This window comes from Psychrobacter sp. WY6 (assembly GCF_018448495.1).
GTDB lineage: Bacteria > Pseudomonadota > Gammaproteobacteria > Pseudomonadales > Moraxellaceae > Psychrobacter.
On sequence record NZ_CP049902.1, the window covers coordinates 1,269,454 to 1,288,641 of the forward strand.

General features: G+C 42.8%; 10 protein-coding genes and 6 pseudogenes. 12 read left to right on the top strand and 4 right to left on the bottom strand.

Annotated elements, in window-relative coordinates; all coding sequences use genetic code 11:
- Positions 1-287: 287 nt before the first annotated feature.
- The 11 genes and pseudogenes from G7Y90_RS18900 to tsf form a co-directional block, all read left to right on the top strand.
- Positions 288-2,888, top strand: a pseudogene (locus tag G7Y90_RS18900) (hybrid sensor histidine kinase/response regulator); the annotation flags it as partial.
- Between the two features lie 500 nt (positions 2,889-3,388).
- Positions 3,389-3,802, top strand: a complete 414-nt coding sequence (locus G7Y90_RS18905) for an Hpt domain-containing protein (RefSeq protein ID WP_502937405.1) — start codon at positions 3,389-3,391, stop codon at positions 3,800-3,802.
- Positions 3,803-4,273: 471 nt separating this feature from the next.
- On the top strand, positions 4,274-4,777 hold the full coding sequence (locus G7Y90_RS06335; protein ID WP_250163693.1) for an enoyl-CoA hydratase-related protein: 504 nt from the start codon (positions 4,274-4,276) through the stop codon (positions 4,775-4,777).
- A gap of 317 nt (positions 4,778-5,094) precedes the next feature.
- Positions 5,095-6,351 (top strand): annotated as a pseudogene (locus tag G7Y90_RS06340) (multidrug effflux MFS transporter).
- A gap of 490 nt (positions 6,352-6,841) precedes the next feature.
- Positions 6,842-7,591, top strand: coding sequence for a transporter substrate-binding domain-containing protein (locus tag G7Y90_RS06345; RefSeq protein WP_250163694.1), 750 nt, complete (start codon positions 6,842-6,844; stop codon positions 7,589-7,591).
- A 12-nt stretch (positions 7,592-7,603) separates the two neighbouring features.
- Positions 7,604-9,814, top strand: coding sequence for an ATP-binding protein (locus G7Y90_RS06350; RefSeq protein WP_250163695.1), 2,211 nt, complete (start codon positions 7,604-7,606; stop codon positions 9,812-9,814).
- A 27-nt stretch (positions 9,815-9,841) separates the two neighbouring features.
- Complete coding sequence (locus tag G7Y90_RS06355) at positions 9,842-10,234, top strand: response regulator (RefSeq protein ID WP_250163696.1); 393 nt, start codon at positions 9,842-9,844, stop codon at positions 10,232-10,234.
- A gap of 29 nt (positions 10,235-10,263) precedes the next feature.
- A complete protein-coding gene (locus G7Y90_RS06360; protein ID WP_045443636.1) occupies positions 10,264-10,713 on the top strand; it encodes a chemotaxis protein CheX in 450 nt (149 codons plus the stop codon).
- A 39-nt stretch (positions 10,714-10,752) separates the two neighbouring features.
- On the top strand, positions 10,753-11,202 hold the full coding sequence (locus G7Y90_RS06365) for a chemotaxis protein CheX (RefSeq protein ID WP_250163697.1): 450 nt from the start codon (positions 10,753-10,755) through the stop codon (positions 11,200-11,202).
- A 360-nt stretch (positions 11,203-11,562) separates the two neighbouring features.
- Complete coding sequence (rpsB, locus tag G7Y90_RS06370) at positions 11,563-12,360, top strand: 30S ribosomal protein S2 (RefSeq protein WP_045443642.1); 798 nt, start codon at positions 11,563-11,565, stop codon at positions 12,358-12,360.
- A 346-nt stretch (positions 12,361-12,706) separates the two neighbouring features.
- Positions 12,707-13,590, top strand: a pseudogene (gene tsf, locus G7Y90_RS06375) (translation elongation factor Ts).
- A 211-nt stretch (positions 13,591-13,801) separates the two neighbouring features.
- Here tsf and G7Y90_RS06380 read toward each other — a convergent pair.
- From G7Y90_RS06380 to hflX, 4 genes and pseudogenes are all read right to left on the bottom strand, one after another.
- Positions 13,802-14,614, bottom strand: coding sequence for a lytic transglycosylase domain-containing protein (locus tag G7Y90_RS06380; RefSeq protein ID WP_250163698.1), 813 nt, complete (start codon positions 14,612-14,614; stop codon positions 13,802-13,804).
- A 406-nt stretch (positions 14,615-15,020) separates the two neighbouring features.
- Positions 15,021-15,709: pseudogene (locus tag G7Y90_RS06385) on the bottom strand (LrgB family protein).
- Positions 15,710-15,731: 22 nt separating this feature from the next.
- Entirely contained in the window at positions 15,732-16,166 is a 435-nt protein-coding gene (locus G7Y90_RS06390; RefSeq protein WP_250163699.1) for a CidA/LrgA family protein, read from the bottom strand.
- 384 nt (positions 16,167-16,550) lie between these two features.
- Positions 16,551-18,013: pseudogene (hflX, locus tag G7Y90_RS06395) on the bottom strand (ribosome rescue GTPase HflX).
- Between the two features lie 301 nt (positions 18,014-18,314).
- On the opposite strand from hflX, the pseudogene G7Y90_RS06400 reads away from it, so the two are divergent.
- Positions 18,315-19,114: pseudogene (locus tag G7Y90_RS06400) on the top strand (lysophospholipid acyltransferase family protein).
- Positions 19,115-19,188: the final 74 nt, after the last annotated feature.

A 19,188-nucleotide genomic window follows, 5' to 3' on the forward strand; every position in this document is an offset into this window, starting at 1 on the left:
ATGAGTGGTGTTTAAAAAGGGCTGGACAGTTAAAATGCCTTTGCATCATAGCCACTCACCATGATCGATGAAATGCGTTATAGTTATGGCAATATATAGGTACGGCAAGAACAAGAATCACTAAATTTATCATGGGTATGCAGTTATCATTTTTGAAATGACGATAGCTTTGAAATGAGGAGAGCTTTGAAATGAGCACAGCCCCTAAAAAAATTATGATTGGCTAACACCGCTTACCGCCGCTATTGATTCATAGTGTGCAATTTTCTGTAGAGAGTAAAGCTAGCATGGCATACAAAAAACGTTTTGATACTAGCAGTGCGTATGGCCAGTTGATTATATTGGTGTTCCTACCCATTTGTATCTTGGCAGCGGTGGGCGGTATTTTGGTCTTTTATGAGACCATGCGTGCCAGCAATTCCGAACAAGAAGTATTGGCGGAGGCGGTGCTGATTCGTTATACCCCAGCGATTGCAGAGCTAATCCCTGAGCTGTTGGCGCAAGAGCGCCAGCAAGCAGACGGCGAACCCAATGTGGATGGCGAAATCAGAGCAAATGATGCCACTCAAACGACCATCACGAAGCTTGAGGAAATTCAAGATAAGCTGGGTCGTATGCAGTCCGAGCAACATGTACAGCGTATTGCGATCATCAATGAAAGCAATCAAGTGCTCGCCGCAGTCGGTTATGGACTGAACGAAGCATGGCCTGCAATAGACACAAAAGAATTTTTTATCGCAGCAACCAACGCCTATTGGAACCGCTTATGGCAGTGTGTTAGGGGAGTTTGAAGGAAAAAACTGTGGCTACTCGTCGATATGGACAATGAACCACTCTACATCGCCCGCTACCGTATCGCCATGGCGTTAGTGATTACCGGCTTGTTCACCATTTTGATTTTATTGCTGAGTTTAAATATTTATTCAAGCGCTGGATAGCACCAATTTATGAGCTACGTTTGCAGTTGCAGCGTACCCATGTCGACAATCTGTATCAGCCTATTCCTGTTGAGTCAGATGGTGAGCTGAACTTATTGCAGCAAGACTTGGTCAAAACGCTACGCCGCCTGCATAGAAGCTTTCAGGAGTTAAAAGACCATGCCGAGCAAACCGAGGATGATTTGCGCCTTGCGTTTGATGAGATGGAAATGCAAAACATCTCTATTCGTAATGCACGTGATGCGGCAATTTCAACCAGCCAAGCCAAATCGGCGTTTTTGGCCAATATTAGCCACGAGCTGCGCACGCCATTAAACAGTATCGATGGCTTTATCAATTTGCTGGCAAGGCATGGCGAATTGAATCCTGAACAAGATTTGTACGTGCAAACCATACGTAAGTCATCAGCACACTTGCTTGCCTTGGTTAACGATGTTTTGGATTTCTCTAAGATCGAGGCGGGCAAGCTGGTACTTGACCGTCATGAGTTTGACCTTTATGACACTATTTATGATGTGGTCGATATGCTTTTCCGCAGAAAAAGGTCTGCGCATGGCGGTGTGTTTTATAATGATGTGCCGATGCGCATCAATGGCGACGCCCTACGCCTCAAGCAAGTATTGACCAATATCGTCGGCAATGCGATTAAATTTACCGATAGTGGCGATGTGGTAGTGCGTGTCAGCTTGGATGATCATCGTGATAATTATCTCATGATCAGTGTGCAAGACAGCGGTAAGGGCATCTTTTAGCGATCAAAAAATGCTGTTCAAAGCTTTAGCCAAGGCGACCCTTCAATCACTCGTCAGTATGGCGGCACAGGGTTGGGGCTCGTTATCTCCAAGCAATTAACGCGGCTAATGGGCGGTGATATTGGCTTTCATGATAACGCTCAAGAGAATATTGCCAATCAGGGCGCAACGTTTTGGTTTCGGATGCCAGCACATGTCGATGTGTTAGAAGCCGCTACTGGCCAGACAATTGAGCTTCCAGTCTTGGCTCCATTGGCGAGTGAGACCGATGAGTTTAATGTATTGGTATGGATCAATCATACCGCCTCTATCCAAGTGCTCAAAGCCAGCTTGCAATATTTGCCGATTAAATTGACCCAAGCCAATTCCTTACCAGGCGTACTTGAGTCATTAAAAGAGTATGGTAATTATTGGGATTGGGTCATCGTCGATGATGATACCCAAGACGATATGATGGCATTACTCAAACAAATTCGTCTGCATTATCAAGGCAAGCTTGCGGTATTTGGTTATCAAGTTGCTGCCGATCAAGCATTATTAAATCGTTATCATGCCAATATTTTGTATGAGCCTTTAGACAAAAGACAGCTTTATGCCATGCTCGACACCCAAAATCGCAGTACCAAAAAAAGCGTGCAAGAACCGCGCTGGACAGGGGTGACGGTACTGGCAGTCGACGATCATCTGCCCAATTTGTTGGTGCTCGATGCATTACTTAGTGAGCTTGGCATCCAAGTCATCACAGCGAGTAGTGGTTTTGACGCCATAGAAATTATCAGCAAACAACAAACCAAAAATCTTAAAACCACAAAGAATGATAAGCAAAGTCTGTCGAATAAAACGCAAATCTCTAAAGCTGAAACGCGCGATGAGGTAAACAAGAAATCAAATAGTACGCTTCATGAAGAGATGAATACCGACGATAAAGTTGCTACTCAGGATAAAGGTCATATTGATCTAATATTCATGGACATCCAAATGCCGCGTATGTCAGGGCATGAAGCCGCAAGACAAATTCGCAACATTGAAAATGATGATAGCCGTATCCCGATTATTGCGTTGACTGCCCATGGTTTGGCTGATGAGCGAGACAAAACTGATCGCCAGTGGCATTAATGACTATGTGGGTAAGCCCATTAGCCCAGCCTCAGTTATACAAGTACTGCAAAAATGGCTTGGACGCACAACGACAATGCCGCAGTTAACAACGTTGCCTGATACCAATCTGCACAGTACGGATGTGCACAATACTGATGTGCAGGTTATCGATTTGTCAAAAGATAACTCACACTCTACTGATTTACAGAATAGGGAGGCTGAAACGTATTCAACGTGGCCATCAGACTCTACAACCATTGCCTATCCTATGGTGAAAGGGGATGAAAATAACCGTCATAGCGATTCTAATACAATCAATCAGCCAAAAATAACGCGTCCTTTATCATTGAAGAAAATTCGTGATAATTACTTGCGAGACAGCCAACCTCGTGAGGATTATAGACGCGAAACACCGCGTGACACCCAGCCACGCTATGAGAACTTGCGCTTACATAAACAAGGACAGTCGCCACTATTAAAGCCATCGGAAACACCGATAAATGTGCTCGCGATGGAGTGGTAACGCCTACAAATTCCCACACATATGCGCAAGAAACGAAGAATTGGGACAGCAGTCACCACCATTTAAGCCATCACTCTTTGGGGGCTAACGAAAGTGATGGGTTTGCTATTTTAGATTGGCAAGACGCGTTGACCCGCTCAGCGAATAAGCCCGACTTGGCAGCCAAGCTTATCATTATGATGCTTGATACGATCAATGATGAAAAGCAGGCGCTGACGCAAGCGTGGGACGCCCGTGATCGCAGTATGCTAGCGCAAATTGCTCATCGCATCTTAGGCGGCAGTCGTTATACTGGTGTGCCGCAATTACGTCAGGCCAGTCAAGACCTAGAAGATAAATGCTTGCTGAATGTCCAACACACCCACCCCTGCGCAGTTGCTATGCTTGAGCCATATTATGCCGCATTAATAACAGCGTTAAATAATTTGCAGGCGCTAGATTTGTCAGCCTATCCTCAGCTCAATTATCATCGTTTGAGTGAAATGATATGACGTGGAAAATGATTAGAGATGATGGTTTTATGACATAAATGGTGAATCGAATCGTTGCAGTCAGTTATTGATGAGGCGTCGTAACAAGGCTGTTAATATTGTTGCCATCAGCTTTAGACGTATCGGCATCATATTTAGATGCCATTTCTATTTATTCATGAAAGGATTGTTATGAACGCGATGCCATGCCACTTACCAATATGAAACCTTACAATTAGTATGACTGACAATATACTTACGGTAACCTTAAATCGCCCACACAAAAAATGCCATGAGCTTTAAAGTGGGAAGAATGATTGCTGTCGCAGAAAGCATTGTAAAGACAAAACGATACGTGCGGTGATTCTCAATGGTGAAGGCACGTTTTTGTGCGGCAATCGATTGGGTGATTTAAATCACCGAAAAATCAAGCGTTCGCCGTTTGGGAGCTGGTAAAGCCATGCATAGCTCGTTCCAGCGAGTTTGTCTGGTATGGCGCGATGTGCCTGTACCGGTCATGCTGTATTAGAAGGCTATTGTATCGGTGCAGGGCTTCAGCTAGCGCTGGCTTGCGATGTGCGCATCAGTCATCCAGATTGCAAACTGTCTATTATGGAAGCTAAGTGGGGGCTGGTACCAGACATGGGTTTGACGCAATCGGCGTTTGGCGTGGTACGTGAAGATGTGCTAAAAGAGCTTGCCATGAGTGCGCGTATCGTGACTGCCAGTGAGGGCAAAGCATTGGGTCTTGTCAGCCATTGCAATGAAGCGCCACTTGATCAGGCGCAAAAGCTCGCTGCTGAATTTGCAGAGCGCTCTCCTGATGCGGTGTTGGCGAGTAAGCGTGTGGTCAATGCTATGTTCCAGCAGCCAGCCACTACTTTATACAAAGAAAAAGTATGGCAGCTTAAAATGATGCTCGGTCGTAATCGCAAGCTTGCGTTAAGAAAGGCCAAGCAAGCCAGTACGGCATTTGGCAAGCGCCAGTTCCGCTAAATATCTTTTACTAATTATGCCGCTACGCTGACGCTCAGACCTATTTTTACAAATTATTATGATTGTTTTTAGTTGTTATTGTTTGTTTTATTAACGTCATATCTCTATTGAAATGTGAGCGGATAGTACGATATAACACTGTCCACTTGCGCCGCTGCATGCAAATGTGCACTAATGGTGGCAATGACCCTTGTTTTCAGTATTGAGTAAAGACTAAATATTAAAGACAATGGAAGCCTGAATAATACAATAACAATCACTAGGGTGTATTGAACCTTTATAAAAATTCAATACACTCTATATAAAATGGTCTGAATATGTCTGCTCCAAAATCCTCTCTACCCAATCGACCCATTGCTTCTGAGCGCGTACGCTCTGCTGATTTGCCTGTTGCATGGATTATGATGCTTGGACTTATCGTGGCAGTGGGGCCATTGTCTATTGATATGTATCTGCCTGCATTACCATCGATGGCAGATGACTTTGGCGTATCCACAGCCTTTATGGCCAACTCTGTTCCTGCCTATTTTTTAGGCTTGGTATTTGGTCAGTTATTTTATGGACCATTTAGTGATCGTGTTGGTCGCGTTAAGCCTTTATATATCGGTATGACGCTATATGTCATCGCCTCCATTGTTTGTGCGACTACTAATAACGAGTATGTATTGTTTGTTGGGCGGACGATGCAAGCGCTTGGTGCCTGTGTCGGCGCGGTGGTTACTCGTGCTGCGATTCGCGATCGATTGACTGCCAAACAAACCGCAAAAGCCTTTTCTATTATGATTTTGGTGATGGGTTTAGCGCCGATATTAGCCCCATCGCTTGGTGCGCTATTTCTACAGTTTTTTAGCTGGCACTCTATTTTTGGTTTTTGGCTGCTTTTGGCACGTTGAATTTATTACTCACAAAGTTTTTCTTCTTTGAAACGTTGACGGAAGAAAATCGTAATGTACGTCCTGCAAGAGAAGTACTGAGTCAGTACTGGGACTTATTAAAAGACCCGACGTTCAATTATCCAGCGATTGGTGGTGGCCTGCTGATGGGGGCGATGTTTGTTTATATCAGTTCAGCCTCTGAGCTGATTATGGATACCTATGGGGTATCCGCCACCCACTTTGCTTGGTTATTTGGGATGAATGCTGCTGGTTTTGTGGGTTTGACTCAGCTGAATCAGTGGCTCACCAATCGCTTTCGTATTTTGAGTATTTTGCGCTTTGGTGCGATGATGCAGGTTATTTCTGCAGGCGTGCTATTTGTAATAGGTCTATTTTTGGGTACTGATGCTTGGCTTCCACTGGTGCTGGCTTGTATTTTCTTCTGTATCGCAGGCTTAGGTCTGACTCAGCCAAATGCTTCTGCTATTGCGCTGGCCTTTCAAAAACGCCGAGCGGGCATGGCAAGTGCGCTACAAGGCTCGCTCATGTTTTCAGTCGGTATCTTTGGTGGATTTTATTAACCTATTTCCAGTTAATCCTGTACTCAAAATTGGTATTGCGATGTTCGCTTTAATGAGTCTTGGCTGTTTTTTGATTTGGCAGATAGATCGTAATTTAAATCTGGACGATGCGGAATAAGCCAGAGACTTTATAATTCTTGCACTAGCATCTTAAAAGGCATTCTTACATTGATTATGTAGGGATGCTTTTTTTTGTACTTTTTATTTTATTTTTTGCATAAAACTGATCATGAAACAAGGCCATATTAAAAGTTTTCAGGCATATAAATAGACTTAAGTACGCCCTTAATATCCTTTATTTGCCATATATAACAAATTGTACGTAATAACTAAACATAATTATTGCAATCATAAAGTTAGGCAAGTATTATCAAACGTAACTTTCTGTAAGTAAGTATTGTGAAGATATTACCTAACCTTGCTAGATTGTCATTAATTAATATGTACAACCACGTGAAGCTTTAAGGGTAAATTATGATGCAGTTATATCGAGTGTTACCAATTGTATTGAGTGTTGGCCTGTTTGGCTGCGGTAACTCTTCCACTCAAGAAAATGCCAATTCGACTGGTACGCCAGTAACAGAAAATAAAGATATTTTGTCAGTAATTTGCCTGATACGGCACCAACATTAAAGGTCGCTATGACGGGTGATTTACCGCCTTTCTCATTTCAAGATGACTATGGCAACATGCAGGGTACGGACGTTGATTCCATTAGAGCTATCGGCGAGGAGCAAGGCTTTAAAGTCGAGTTTTATAAAGAGACTTGGCAAGATATGTTCGATAGTGTGGAGTCAGGAAAACGTGATTTAGCTATTTCTGGTATCTCTTATAAAGATGATCGCGCGGTAAGATATGGTCTATCAACGCCTTACTTTTTTAACCCAGCTACCATCATGTACTTGGAAGGTAAGTTTGATATCAAAGGCTTAAACGATATAAAGGGTCTAAAAACTGGTACGTTGGCAGGTTCTAAAGAAGAAGATACTCTGAAACAGATGGGTAGCTCGGTTGAGTTGGTTTCAAGATCTACTGCATTTTTGGCTTATCAGGACTTAGTACAAGGTAAGACTGATGTTTTCTTATACGACATGCCAGTGCTGCAGTACATCATAAAAGGTTATCCAGAACATAAAGTGAAGATTGTACCTTATGAAGCGGCAGACGCACCTTCAGCGCAACAAGTTGTATTAATGGCGAAAGAAAATACTCAGTTGATTAATACGGTTAATGAGGGTATTGCTAAACTGAAAGAAAAAGGGACATTTAAGGAAATTGAAGAGCGCTGGTTAGGTGAGGCTGTACCTGCATCTGCTGATAAGAGCAATTCTGATACTAATACTACGCAATTGAACTAAGGAATTCTGAAGATGGCAACCACTCCCAATGTTGACAATAAGCGCTATCAAGGTCTGATCATTTCAATTGCACTATTTTTATCGCTCATCGGTGCTTTGTTAGCCTTTACGTTCTATACCTCAAACTTATTAGAAAGAAATACTGCGTTAATTGACCAAACCAACCAAGTCGCTAATAGCGCGCAGGCGGTAATTAAAGATTTATTTGACTTAGATAATAGCTATGGCGAAGATACTAACTCTCCGCATATTCAGCGCGTTTTGGAGCGTTTGGAGGAAAATACGGCGTTGATTACCAGCTCTATTGCTGCTATTGAGCAAGGTGCAACGATCACTGACGTTGATGGCAAAACTTATGATCTGCCAAAGATTGACAGTAACGCACAAGTAAACATTACCGCGGCTAATGAGCAGTGGAAAGCGTTAGAGCCTAAGATTCAAGCATATCTCAAAGATGCTGATAATATTATGGTTTCCTCTGAAGATGATCTGACCCAAGCCGTTGAACAAGCCAAGACGTCAAGTCTATTGATTAACGATTCGTTAGACAATTTGACCAAAGATGTTTTTAATAGTGCCGAACGCCAAGCGACGACCATTCGTCTTATTCAGGTACTTGGTGTTGCCGCCATCTTTACCTACTTTCTAATCTTTGTATTCTTCTTTGTACGTCGTTTACGTGAAACCGATGCTGAAGCGTTCGCTGCTCGTCGCGAGACGCAAGAAATTATGGAAACGGTAAATACGGGTCTATTCTTACTTGATAAAGACTTGAATATTGGTCAGCAGCATTCTCGCGCACTGAATGATATTATCGGTGAGGACAGATTGTCAGGAGAGAACTTTACCAACGTTTTACGTGGGCGTATTTCTGATAAAGATCTAAAAACCACACAGCAATTTATTGAGCAGCTTTACAATCCACGCGTTAAAGAAAAATTGGTAGATTCTCTCAATCCACTGCACAAAGTCATGCTACACAACAATGCTGGTGATAAAGCACAGAATAATCGCTTCTTAGACTTCAAGTTCTCACGTGTTTATGACAACAAAGACATTGCCCGTATTTTGGTCAACGTCAACGATGTATCAGATGCCGTATATTTAGAGCAGCGTCTAGAAAAAGAGCGCTCGCAAAATGATATGCAGATTGAGATGCTCACCACTATTCTGAATGTGAATCCAAAAATCATTAATGAATTTATTGATAATACTCAGATGCACATTGAGAAGATGAACAATATCTTGAAAAATCCTGGTAGCTCACAATACGAGCTTGAGGGCAAACTAAAAGCCATCTATCGCGAAATGCATAGCTTAAAAGGTGAAGCTTCTGCGCTAAAACTGCACAGCTTTACTAAAATTGCCTCAGATGCGGAAGACAAGCTGCACGCATTGCAAAACCAAGGTCAATTATCTGGTAACGATTTCTTGCCATTGGCCGTACATTTGGATGACTTATTAAGCCTATCAAATACCATCGCGACCTTGGGCGAGCGTATTAACCGTTCAGCACCAGAGACTGCACCAACTGCAAATGGGTTAGATGACAATAGTGCTCAAAACAGTATGTCAAAAACGGTGGCGACTGACAGTCAGACATCAAATCCTTCAACCAGTATCATAGATACTGATATTGGTCAGGATATTGACCTAGATAATGACGCAACTGATGATCATCTGTCTTTTTATAAAGCATTTGCAAAAGATATTGCCGCAAGACAAGGTAAGCAAGTAGAGCTAAAGAGTAATACGCTGATGCAAGCGGACATACCAGCGCATCTGGTAAAGCCGATTAAAGAGATTAGCATTCAGCTACTACGTAATGCTGTGGTACATGGCATTGAAGCGCCAAGTGTTCGTCATTCGATTGGTAAGACTGCGGTTGGGACGATTGATTTAGAACTAAAAGACAACGGCTCAGATTTCATGCTGATGGTGCAAGATGATGGTCAAGGTATTGATTATGACAGCATTCGTGCCAAGTTAAGCAGTGACGGTCGTTTTAGTCTAGAAGAAGCCAGTCAGCTCAGTCAAAGCGAGCTGCTCAAACAACTGTTTTCTTCTGGTTTCTCTACCAAAGAACATGCAGATGAAGATGGCGGACGTGGTGTCGGTCTCGATATCATTAAAGCAAAAGTAAAAGATTATGATGGCAAGCTTAACGTAAACAGCGAATTTGGTCAGATGACACGGTTTGTTATTACTTTACCAAAAGCTTAATTAGAAACAGCAGGTATATTGTCAAGGATGACAAGCACTTCATTAAAGGTAATAGATCAGTTATATAAGTTAATGATTGTTGATGATTCAAATATTAGAAATCGTATTCAACGCGCGTACGATTCAGGGCAGTTTATGCTGGTTGCGACGGCAACCAGTGGCGTCCAAGCCATTGAAAAGTTCAATGTCCATCGTCCTGATGTAATCACCATGGACTTGACCATGCCGCAAATGGACGGACTTGAATGCATTGAGAAAATCATTGCGATTGACCCTGAAGTACGTATTTTAGTGGTGTCAGCACTGTCTGATAAAGCCACTGGCATTGAAGCATTGTCGTTGGGTGCCAGCGGATTTTTGTGCAAGCCTTTTTCAGAAGAAGAGCTTGTAGAGTCTTTGTATGAGCTAATGCAAGACTAAACCATTCAACGACTTAAGTAGATGTCATTATGAAAGAACAAAAGCTACAGATTTTTTTAAGTATTATTAGTAATTATTTTAATCAGTTTGGGGGCGAGGAGCTTGTCGCTGACACCCCATATCTGTTAGAGAATAAACAGCCAAAAGTCCATGATTATACGGGTGTGATCGGTATATCGGGTGGACAAAAAGGCGTGGTGTATTTTTCGGCAACCCGTCAGTTATTGTCCGCTATACTAGATAGCATGGGTGAAACGGATAAAAGCGATGAAAACTACATCGATTTGGCTGGTGAAGTGGCCAATACAATCGCTGGTAACGCGCGTAAAGAGTTTGGCTCAGAGTTCCATATTTCTGTGCCGTTTGTATTTAAAGGCTCTCCACAAAGTATTGTGTTGCCGAATGATGAGCGTTCTTTTATCATTCCCATCACTTGGAACTCGCAGATAGGCGAGATTGTGGTCTGTTTGCAGGATTAACGTTGCTGCCACGCGCGTCATAAAGATGGATATTATATTATGGTTAAATTAGAAAAATTGGGTGTGTTTCTGAGCTCGATCAATGCATTTTTTGCACAAATTGATGGCTCGGAAGTGTCCATTGATACCCCTTATTTAAATCATAACAAGAGTGCTGTTGGTTATGATTATAGCGGCGTTATCGAGATATCAGGGCCTCTGGAAGGCTGTGTGTATGTGAGTGCACCAAGCGTGATGCTGCGAGAGGTCATAAAAGTGATGGGCGAGCCTGACTCATCGATCACGATGATGAAGGATCTGCTCGGTGAGATGGCCAACACTATCTCTGGTAATGCTCGTACTGAGTTTGGCTCAGAGTTTATTATCTCGCCGCCGCATATTGTTGAGAGCGCACCAAGCGTGTCTTATTTGCCAAAAGATCGCCAAAGTTACGTCACACCATTTACGTGGCGTGGGTATAAAGCGGTCATTGGTATCTGTATCGCTTAATCTACAGCTGCTCATTTATTCAGTATAAAGAACGACGTTAATGCGTCGTTTTTTTATGCGTTATCATCTACTTAAACAGCATAATAGCGCTAGCAGTCGCTAAGCATTATATGATAAAATACAGCCCAGCTATTTTTTATCACATCGTATTTTTACGTTCAAATGATAGCTCAATTTTTTAAACCAACCCATCAACCAATGACACACACATCATGGCAAAAAATTGCTGGGTGTTTGGCGACTTGATTAATTTGCAAAAAGTTAGTGCTGCCACAATAAGCATTAACCGTTAGCAGATGCGTGTCGCTAGATAGGCAGTTTTTTGATGTGGAGGCATAACCCAACCAATAGGAATTTCACATGTCTACAAAGAATCCAACCAAAATCGAAATGCGCGACTTACTACAAGCCGGCGCTCACTTTGGTCACCAAACACGTTTTTGGAATCCAAAAATGGGACCATACATTTTTGGTGCTCGTAATAAGATTCATATCATCAACCTTGAGCACACAGTAAAAGCGTTTAACGAAGCATTGACTTACGTTAACGGCTTAGCTGCTAAGAAAAACAAAGTATTGTTTGTTGGTACTAAACGCGCAGCAAGCGGTATCATCGCTGAGCAAGCAGCACGCGCTGGCATGCCATACGTTGACCATCGCTGGTTAGGTGGTATGTTGACTAACTGGAAAACACTTCGCCAGTCAATCAACCGTCTAAAAGAGCTAGAAAAACAAGCAGAAGACGGTACTTTCGCCAAGCTTACTAAGCGTGAAGCGTTAGAGCGTACTCGCGATATGGAAAAACTTGAGCGTTCACTAGGCGGTATTAAAGATATGGGCGGCCTACCTGACGCAATCTTCGTTGTAGACGTAGATCATGAAGCGATTGCTATCAAAGAAGCTAAAAATCTAGGTATCCCAGTTATCGGTATCGTTGATACTAACTCTAGCCCAGATAACGTTGATTACATCATCCCAGCAAACGATGATGCTATCCGTGCTGTGACCTTGTATGTGACTTCTATGGCTGATGCGATTATCGCTGGTAAAGAATACGCACAGACTCAAGCGGGCGGCAAAGCTGAGCAAGAAGCACCTGCTACTGAAGAAGCACCAGTTGAAGCCAAAGCAGAAGAAGCAGCGACTCCAGCAGAATAATTGGCTGACCCCAAAGGTTTAACTTTGTAAGGATAGCTTGATAGTCACACTATCTGCATCCATATAACGTTATTAACAGCGTATAAGCTCACACGTATAAGCTCACAATAGGCATGATGTAGTTTTACTCGTCATGCCTTATTGTTGATGGAACACTCGTTAATAAGCGAGTATTATCGCTTATATATGCCCTCGTGATGCACAATATCTGTCATTACAATGATGTCTGTTATCACGATCAACCATGAGTGCTTCCGTTACTATAAGAGCGATATAGTACCAATAGATAGCAAAGATATATCTCATAGAAATTAAGCACTCCCATACATAATAAAAGGTAACTCTTATGTCAGAAGTAAAAGTATCTGCCAAAATGGTAAAAGAATTGCGTGACCGTACTGGTCTTGGCATGATGGAATGTAAAAAAGCGTTAGAAGAGTCAAACGGCGATGTAGAAACTGCCATTGATAACCTACGTAAATCTGGTCAAGCCAAAGCAGCTAAAAAAGCGGGTAACATTGCAGCTGATGGCGCTATCATCATCGCTCAAGGCGACAACAAAGCATTCTTGTTAGAAGTAAACTGCCAAACTGACTTCGTTGCAAAAGACGAAAACTTACGGCATTTGCAGAAGCAGTAGCGAACATTGCATTAGAAAACAATGTGACTGACGTAGCTGCTATCGCTGAATTGCCATATGGCAATGGTCAGACTGTTGAAGAAGCTCGTGTATCTTTGGTACAAAAAATCGGCGAAAATATCCAAGTACGCCGCGTTGAAGTATTAGAAGGTAGCAACCTTGCTTCATACCGTCATGGTCTACGTATCGGTGTTGTGGTATCTTTTGAAGGCGGCAACGCAGATACTGGCAAAAACCTTGCCATGCATATCGCTGCGTTTAACCCAGTTGCGGTTGATGACGAAAGTGTAGATGCTGATTTATTAGCACGCGAAAAAGACATCATCGAAGCAAAAGCTCGTGAGTCTGGCAAGCCTGATAACATCGTTGAAAAAATGATCGAAGGTGGCCTACGTAAGTATTTAGAAGAAGTGACTTTATTACGTCAGCCATATGTTATGGACAACGAGAAGAAAGTTGGTGATGTACTAAAAGCTGAAGGCGTAAAAGTACTTGCTTTCAAACGTCTAGAAGTTGGTGAAGGCATCGAGAAAAAGCAAGAAGATTTCGCTGCTGAAGTTGCTGCAACACAAGCACTGGCTAACAAGTAATTTTTAAATTTTGCTAAGAAGAATGGTGAGTGCTAAACTTTTTGGTTTGGTACTCGCCGATCAGCTTTATTATTAATCTTGTATCGAACTCAAAAAATATGACAAGATAGATTATGAATGAATAGATAAAGCCTCTTATCACAAAAAAGCCCGTTAATTATATTAACGGGCTTTTTTACGTTTGGATTCAACGGTTCATATAGTCTTCATTTTAGCGTAGCGCATCATATGCTGAGTTGGCATAGCTGGCACTATTGCTATTACTGCTGGTACCATAGCTGACGTTTTGTAAGCCGCTACTGAGACTAGGATTGGCGATTTGATTGCTAGCGTTCATGGTACTGCCTGATAGCCCTGAGTCGTTTTTATACAAGCTATGGTAACGGCTCATGACATTTTTGACATAGTTACGGGTTTCTTTAAAAGGCGGGATGCCGTTATATTTATCAACGTTACCTTCACCCGCATTGTAGCCCGCAACCGCAAATTCTACGTTGTTATTAAAACGCTTCATCAGCCATGCAATGTATTTAGCAGAGCCTTCGATATTATCTGCAGGGTTCCAAGGGTTGCTGACTTTAAAGCGTCGCGCAGTCGCTGGCATTAGCTGCATCAAACCTTGTGCGCCAACAGGTGAGCGTGCATTTGGGTTAAATGCGGATTCGCTATGCATCATTGCTTTTATAAGCCCAGGATCTACGCCATGACGCTGAGCTGAGGCGCGAATATAACTGTCGTATGAGTTGCGGCTTCCGCTACTGCTGGCAGAGCTACTACCATAGCTATCGCCACTGCCATCATACATTTTGGATTTTTTATAATGGGTAACTTTGACTGTTTTAGTAAACTTATTAAAGTTACCACTAGGTTCACTGCGATTGGTAAGTAGTATCTGACCGTCGTTACTTTTTTTAATATACATACTCTCCGCGTGAGCAGTAACAGAAAAGGCAAGTGAGCTAGTAATGACAATTAATAGAAGAGGAGACAAGCAGCGAGTCACTAAGGTTGTAACATTTATCATAGGGTTATCACTTTTCATCGAGTAATAGCAAATTGCTTTGCCTATAGGCGCGTCGTTCTGCGCATTTAAGCGGTTATCGTGCTGGTAGGATTTTATCGCTGTAAACGATATAGCACCCTAGCAAAAACCACGTCTAACTAGAAACCACTCGCATTGGATACAAAAAATAATAGTTGCTTACTATAACATATAATAACTTTTCGACGCATACGATTATCAGTACAAAGTATAAATGTCATTTTTAATTTGTAAAAAAATCAACACACTACCGTTTTTGAGTACGTTGATTGAGTATCGGTTTTATTATTTTTAGGCGTATGTGGTACGTGAATATTCTGGCTGTGGCAATGAATGAATCATGAGAAATAAAAGCTGTTCAAAGCACTGAAAACTGCTTTGAACAGGGTTATATAGAAAGTGCACTGATAAAAATAGGCACCCAAACGGCGGTGACCAGCCCGTTTACTGCCAATCCAAATGCCGCATAACGCCCAGCAGTGTGGCTAATTTGCCATGCTTCGACGGTACCAAAAGCATGCGCTGCCAATCCAAGTGCTAAGCCCTTGGCACGGTCATCATCGATACCGCGAAATAAAAAGCGCGCCAAAGTACCACCGATAAGCCCTGAGACAATAATAATTAAGTTCGCCATGGCTAGTGGTGCTTTAATTAAATCTGCGACACTCAGACCGATGGGTGTGGTCACTGAACGCGTTGCGAAAGCGAGTATGGTGTCGTGACTTAATGAAAAAAATAAGCCAATGACATCGGTAGCAATGCACCAACCACGCTTGCAAGGATAACTATGAGAGTAAGCTTTTTGACTGGCAGACCTTTAAAGTTCATTGCTGCTAATGGTACTGCCAACAGTACGGTGACATATCCCAATAAGTGATCAAATACAGGCTTGGCAACATCGTAATAATCGTTGTAATCCCATTGTAGGATAAACAAAAATAAGAGAACAAGCGCCAACGCCGTAATCACCATCGGCAGCCATGAGAGCTTACGTGCCAGTACACGAGCAGTCACATGGGCGATTAGCGTTAATAATATCGCCGCAAAGGTTGCCACAAACACGTTATCAAAAATCATTGCATTTCCTTGTTCATGCAGCTCATAGCTGTCCTTTGTGCTCTTCAACGGTGGTGCTATCGATGCTAACATCGTGATTGAGCGAACGGTTGGCAAGTATGGCAAGTCCCCAAAGCGGTATGAGTGTGCTAATAATCATCGTCAGCATAACGCCCCAAAGCTCATCACCTAAAGCAAATAGCAGTAAGCCTGCACCTGCAGACACGGGCAAAAAAGCAAAACCGCTATCCACCAATAAAGTGTTACTGGCTTGGGTGAGCCAACTGGGCAGCCCTTTAAGTAATCGCCATGCCATCAAAATAAAGAACATGGCGACCAATCCAACGATGTTGGCAGCCTTTTCTATTCCTGCTAATTGACAGATGATAACGGCTGATTCACGAACCACGATGACCATCGTGAGTGTCAGGATTAAGGCAAGCCATAGCGGCAAATGGGCGGAATGAGTAGATTTCATAAGAAATACTGGCCGATTTAGAAATAGATAGGATGGGAGCCACAAAATAGGTAACCGCACTCTAATGAGTGTGTTCTATCTATCAATGATATGAATATTGGTTGAACCTATAGCCGATGATTATATAGAGAGTAGGCAAACTAATAAAGCTTATAGCATATCGTCAGTGCGATTATAAATAGCAACAGTGTTAAGCTCGCTTACTATAATGAATGTATCATTTGCGCCAGGCTACCTTGTGCTCACTTTGAACGACATAGGCTATGGTAGCGCGTTTTGGTGATCGGAAAGCCCCAAATTTAATGCTATGTGCCAAAAAAAAGGATGATATCAATGGATATCATCCTTTTGTCTTTTATAAAGTTATTTTACAGATTCAGTCATTTATATCTTTAAGTCAGGAGTTTCCGCTTCTACTGCTAATTCCTCTGACTTAGCGGCTTCAGAATTCAGCGCATCAAACTCATCAAACGCTTTTTCTTCTGCCTCGGTCATCGTCGGCTCTTCAACCTCATCAGGCCTTTCGAAGTCTTCAAGTACTGGCATCAATAATGTGGCTTGTGCTAATGGCAGTACATCTAAAGGCTCTAAATTGGCCTGACCCAGTAGCTGTCTTAGCGTATCGCTTGGCAAGCGAATTGTTAAGCACTCATGACCACTGTCATCGTAGCTCTCTTCCTGAATAACACCCAGCTCATATAAGGCGTTTTTTAACTGACCTGCATGATAAGGTAAGGTCAACTCAAAGGTGGTGAGTGTACCAGTAAGTAACTGCTGGACGGCTAACGACAACTCTTCCATACCTAGGTTTTCTCTAGAAGAAACATAGACGCGATTGGGTTGTCCTTCGCTAGCATAACCAATATGTGCAGGCTCATCTGTCAAATCAATCTTGTTGTAGACATTGAGCACTGGTACATCATTATCAATCTCTGCTAATACGTCTTTGACCGCTTGAATTTGCTCATGCATATCTTCACTAGAAGAATCGATAACGTGTAGCAATAAATCTGCTTCCAAGGTTTCTTCTAATGTCGCATGAAAGGATTCGACCAACTCATGCGGCAGATGACGGACAAAACCTACCGTATCGACTAAAACAACACGACCAACGCCCTGCCAGTCTAACGGCGTAAAGTAGGATCTAGCGTGGCAAATAGTTTATCCGCTGCATAGATATTCTCGTCGACCAAGCGGTTAAATAGTGTCGATTTACCAGCGTTGGTATAACCGACAAGCGAAATCGTCGGCACATCTGATTTTTGGCGACGGGCTCGACCTTGCGCACGTGTCTGTCTGACTTTCTCGATTCTGCTTTTAAGCTGATTCACGCGCACTTGTAGCAATCGACGATCGGTTTCAAGCTGGGTTTCGCCGGGACCACGTAGACCAATACCGCCTTTTTGACGCTCCAAATGCGTCCAACCTCGTACCAAACGCGTCGATAAATGGTTGAGCTGCGCCAGCTCTACTTGTAGCTTACCTTCATAAGTACGGGCACGCTGCGCGAAAATATCCAATATCAAACCCGTACGATCCAGTACGCGACATTTAACCAAGGCTTCAATATTACGCTCTTGTGATGGCGATAAGCTATGGTTGAATAAGACGATATCCGCATCATGTTCGCGTACCAATTCTGCTATTTCTTCTGCTTTACCGCTACCAACGAAGTATCTGGCGTCGGGTCTTTGGCGTGAGCCTGTGACTAAAGCCAAACGATCAGCCCCTGCTGAGTCTGCTAACAGCTCAAATTCACCTAAATCATCAGGATCTTGAATTTGACGGATGTCTAAATGTACTATAATGGCGCGCTCGCCACCTTCGTGTCTTTCAAAATAATCCAAAGAGTATCACCTATTTAATAAAGTAAATATATCGCTATTATCCATTCAGTAAACGTCGATATAGCGTTCATATGACCATATATATGTGGTCTCATCAGTTAATATTAAAGCGTTATAGCACAATTAACGATGGTTTTATGTTACAGCGTAAATGAAAGCAATAGGCAAATCAGTGAACGCAGCAGAACTGGTTAAATAAACAGCAACTCAGTGAACAAATCGTCACTGACTGAATTTTTGTTATACTCATGGCGCTTGTTTACGATATATAATCATAAGTTTTTAACCACGAGGGACACAGATGAGCCAATCTAAGTCAGGCTTCTCACTCAGACAACAGTTGGGGCGCGGCAAACAAATTGCTGGCATGACCACCACTATCGCTGGTGGATTGCGCGCCGCCCAACGTATTGGCGCATTTAAGCAGCCCCCACGCGAAAAATTGCCACGCTATATTCAAGCCTTTTGCCGCAAAATGGCAGGCTCTTTTGGCGTCAAGGTTGTGGCAGTCGAGCGGGTAGAGCAGCACCACGGATTATGGGTATCCAATCATGTGTCATGGATGGATATCCCTGTGGTGGGAACACTGAGTCCTGCTTTTTCTTATCCAAAGCTGAAATCGGTGAATGGCCTGTATTTGGTAAGCTGGCTCATGCAGCAGGCACGGTATTTATTGAGCGTGGTTCTGGTGATGCAGGGTCGGTCGCCGCCCAAATTGCCAGTTTTTTGACCAAAGGTTTCTCGGTCATATTCTTCCCTGAGGCGACCACCACCGATGGCAAAAAAATCAAACGTATTCATGGTACTTTGCTACAAGCTGCCATAGATGCTGACGTGCCCGTACGCCCGCTGGTAATTGCTTACGTCAATAAAGACGGCACGTTAAGTGAAGAGTTGCCTTACTATGGCAAGCTTACGATGAAAGAGAGCATAAAAAAGGTGCTCGATACGAAAGATGTGACCGCCTATGTATTGCCACTGGAGCCAATAGATCCTAAAGGGTTGAGCAAAAGTGAATTGACGGATTTGTTACAAGCCCGTATGCAAGAAGGTTTGGCGGAACTGCATTCGCGAGTCTTAACGAAAGTCGCTAAAGTTTAAGCGCTGACAGCTTAATAGTTTCGAATATTTAACACGCTCTAATAAAAAAGGCGCAAATCGCTCAGTTTATAACT

Excerpts from the sequence above, each read along its gene's own strand:
- rpsB (WP_045443642.1), top strand. The coding sequence starts at position 11,563 with ATGTCTACAAAGAATCCAACCAAAATCGAAATGCGCGACTTACTACAA.
- G7Y90_RS06380 (WP_250163698.1), bottom strand. The coding sequence starts at position 14,614 with ATGATAAATGTTACAACCTTAGTGACTCGCTGCTTGTCTCCTCTTCTA.
- G7Y90_RS06365 (WP_250163697.1), top strand. The coding sequence starts at position 10,753 with ATGGTTAAATTAGAAAAATTGGGTGTGTTTCTGAGCTCGATCAATGCA.
- G7Y90_RS06335 (WP_250163693.1), top strand. The coding sequence starts at position 4,274 with ATGGCGCGATGTGCCTGTACCGGTCATGCTGTATTAGAAGGCTATTGT.
- G7Y90_RS06355 (WP_250163696.1), top strand. The coding sequence starts at position 9,842 with ATGACAAGCACTTCATTAAAGGTAATAGATCAGTTATATAAGTTAATG.
- G7Y90_RS06390 (WP_250163699.1), bottom strand. The coding sequence starts at position 16,166 with ATGAAATCTACTCATTCCGCCCATTTGCCGCTATGGCTTGCCTTAATC.
- G7Y90_RS06350 (WP_250163695.1), top strand. The coding sequence starts at position 7,604 with ATGGCAACCACTCCCAATGTTGACAATAAGCGCTATCAAGGTCTGATC.
- G7Y90_RS06360 (WP_045443636.1), top strand. The coding sequence starts at position 10,264 with ATGAAAGAACAAAAGCTACAGATTTTTTTAAGTATTATTAGTAATTAT.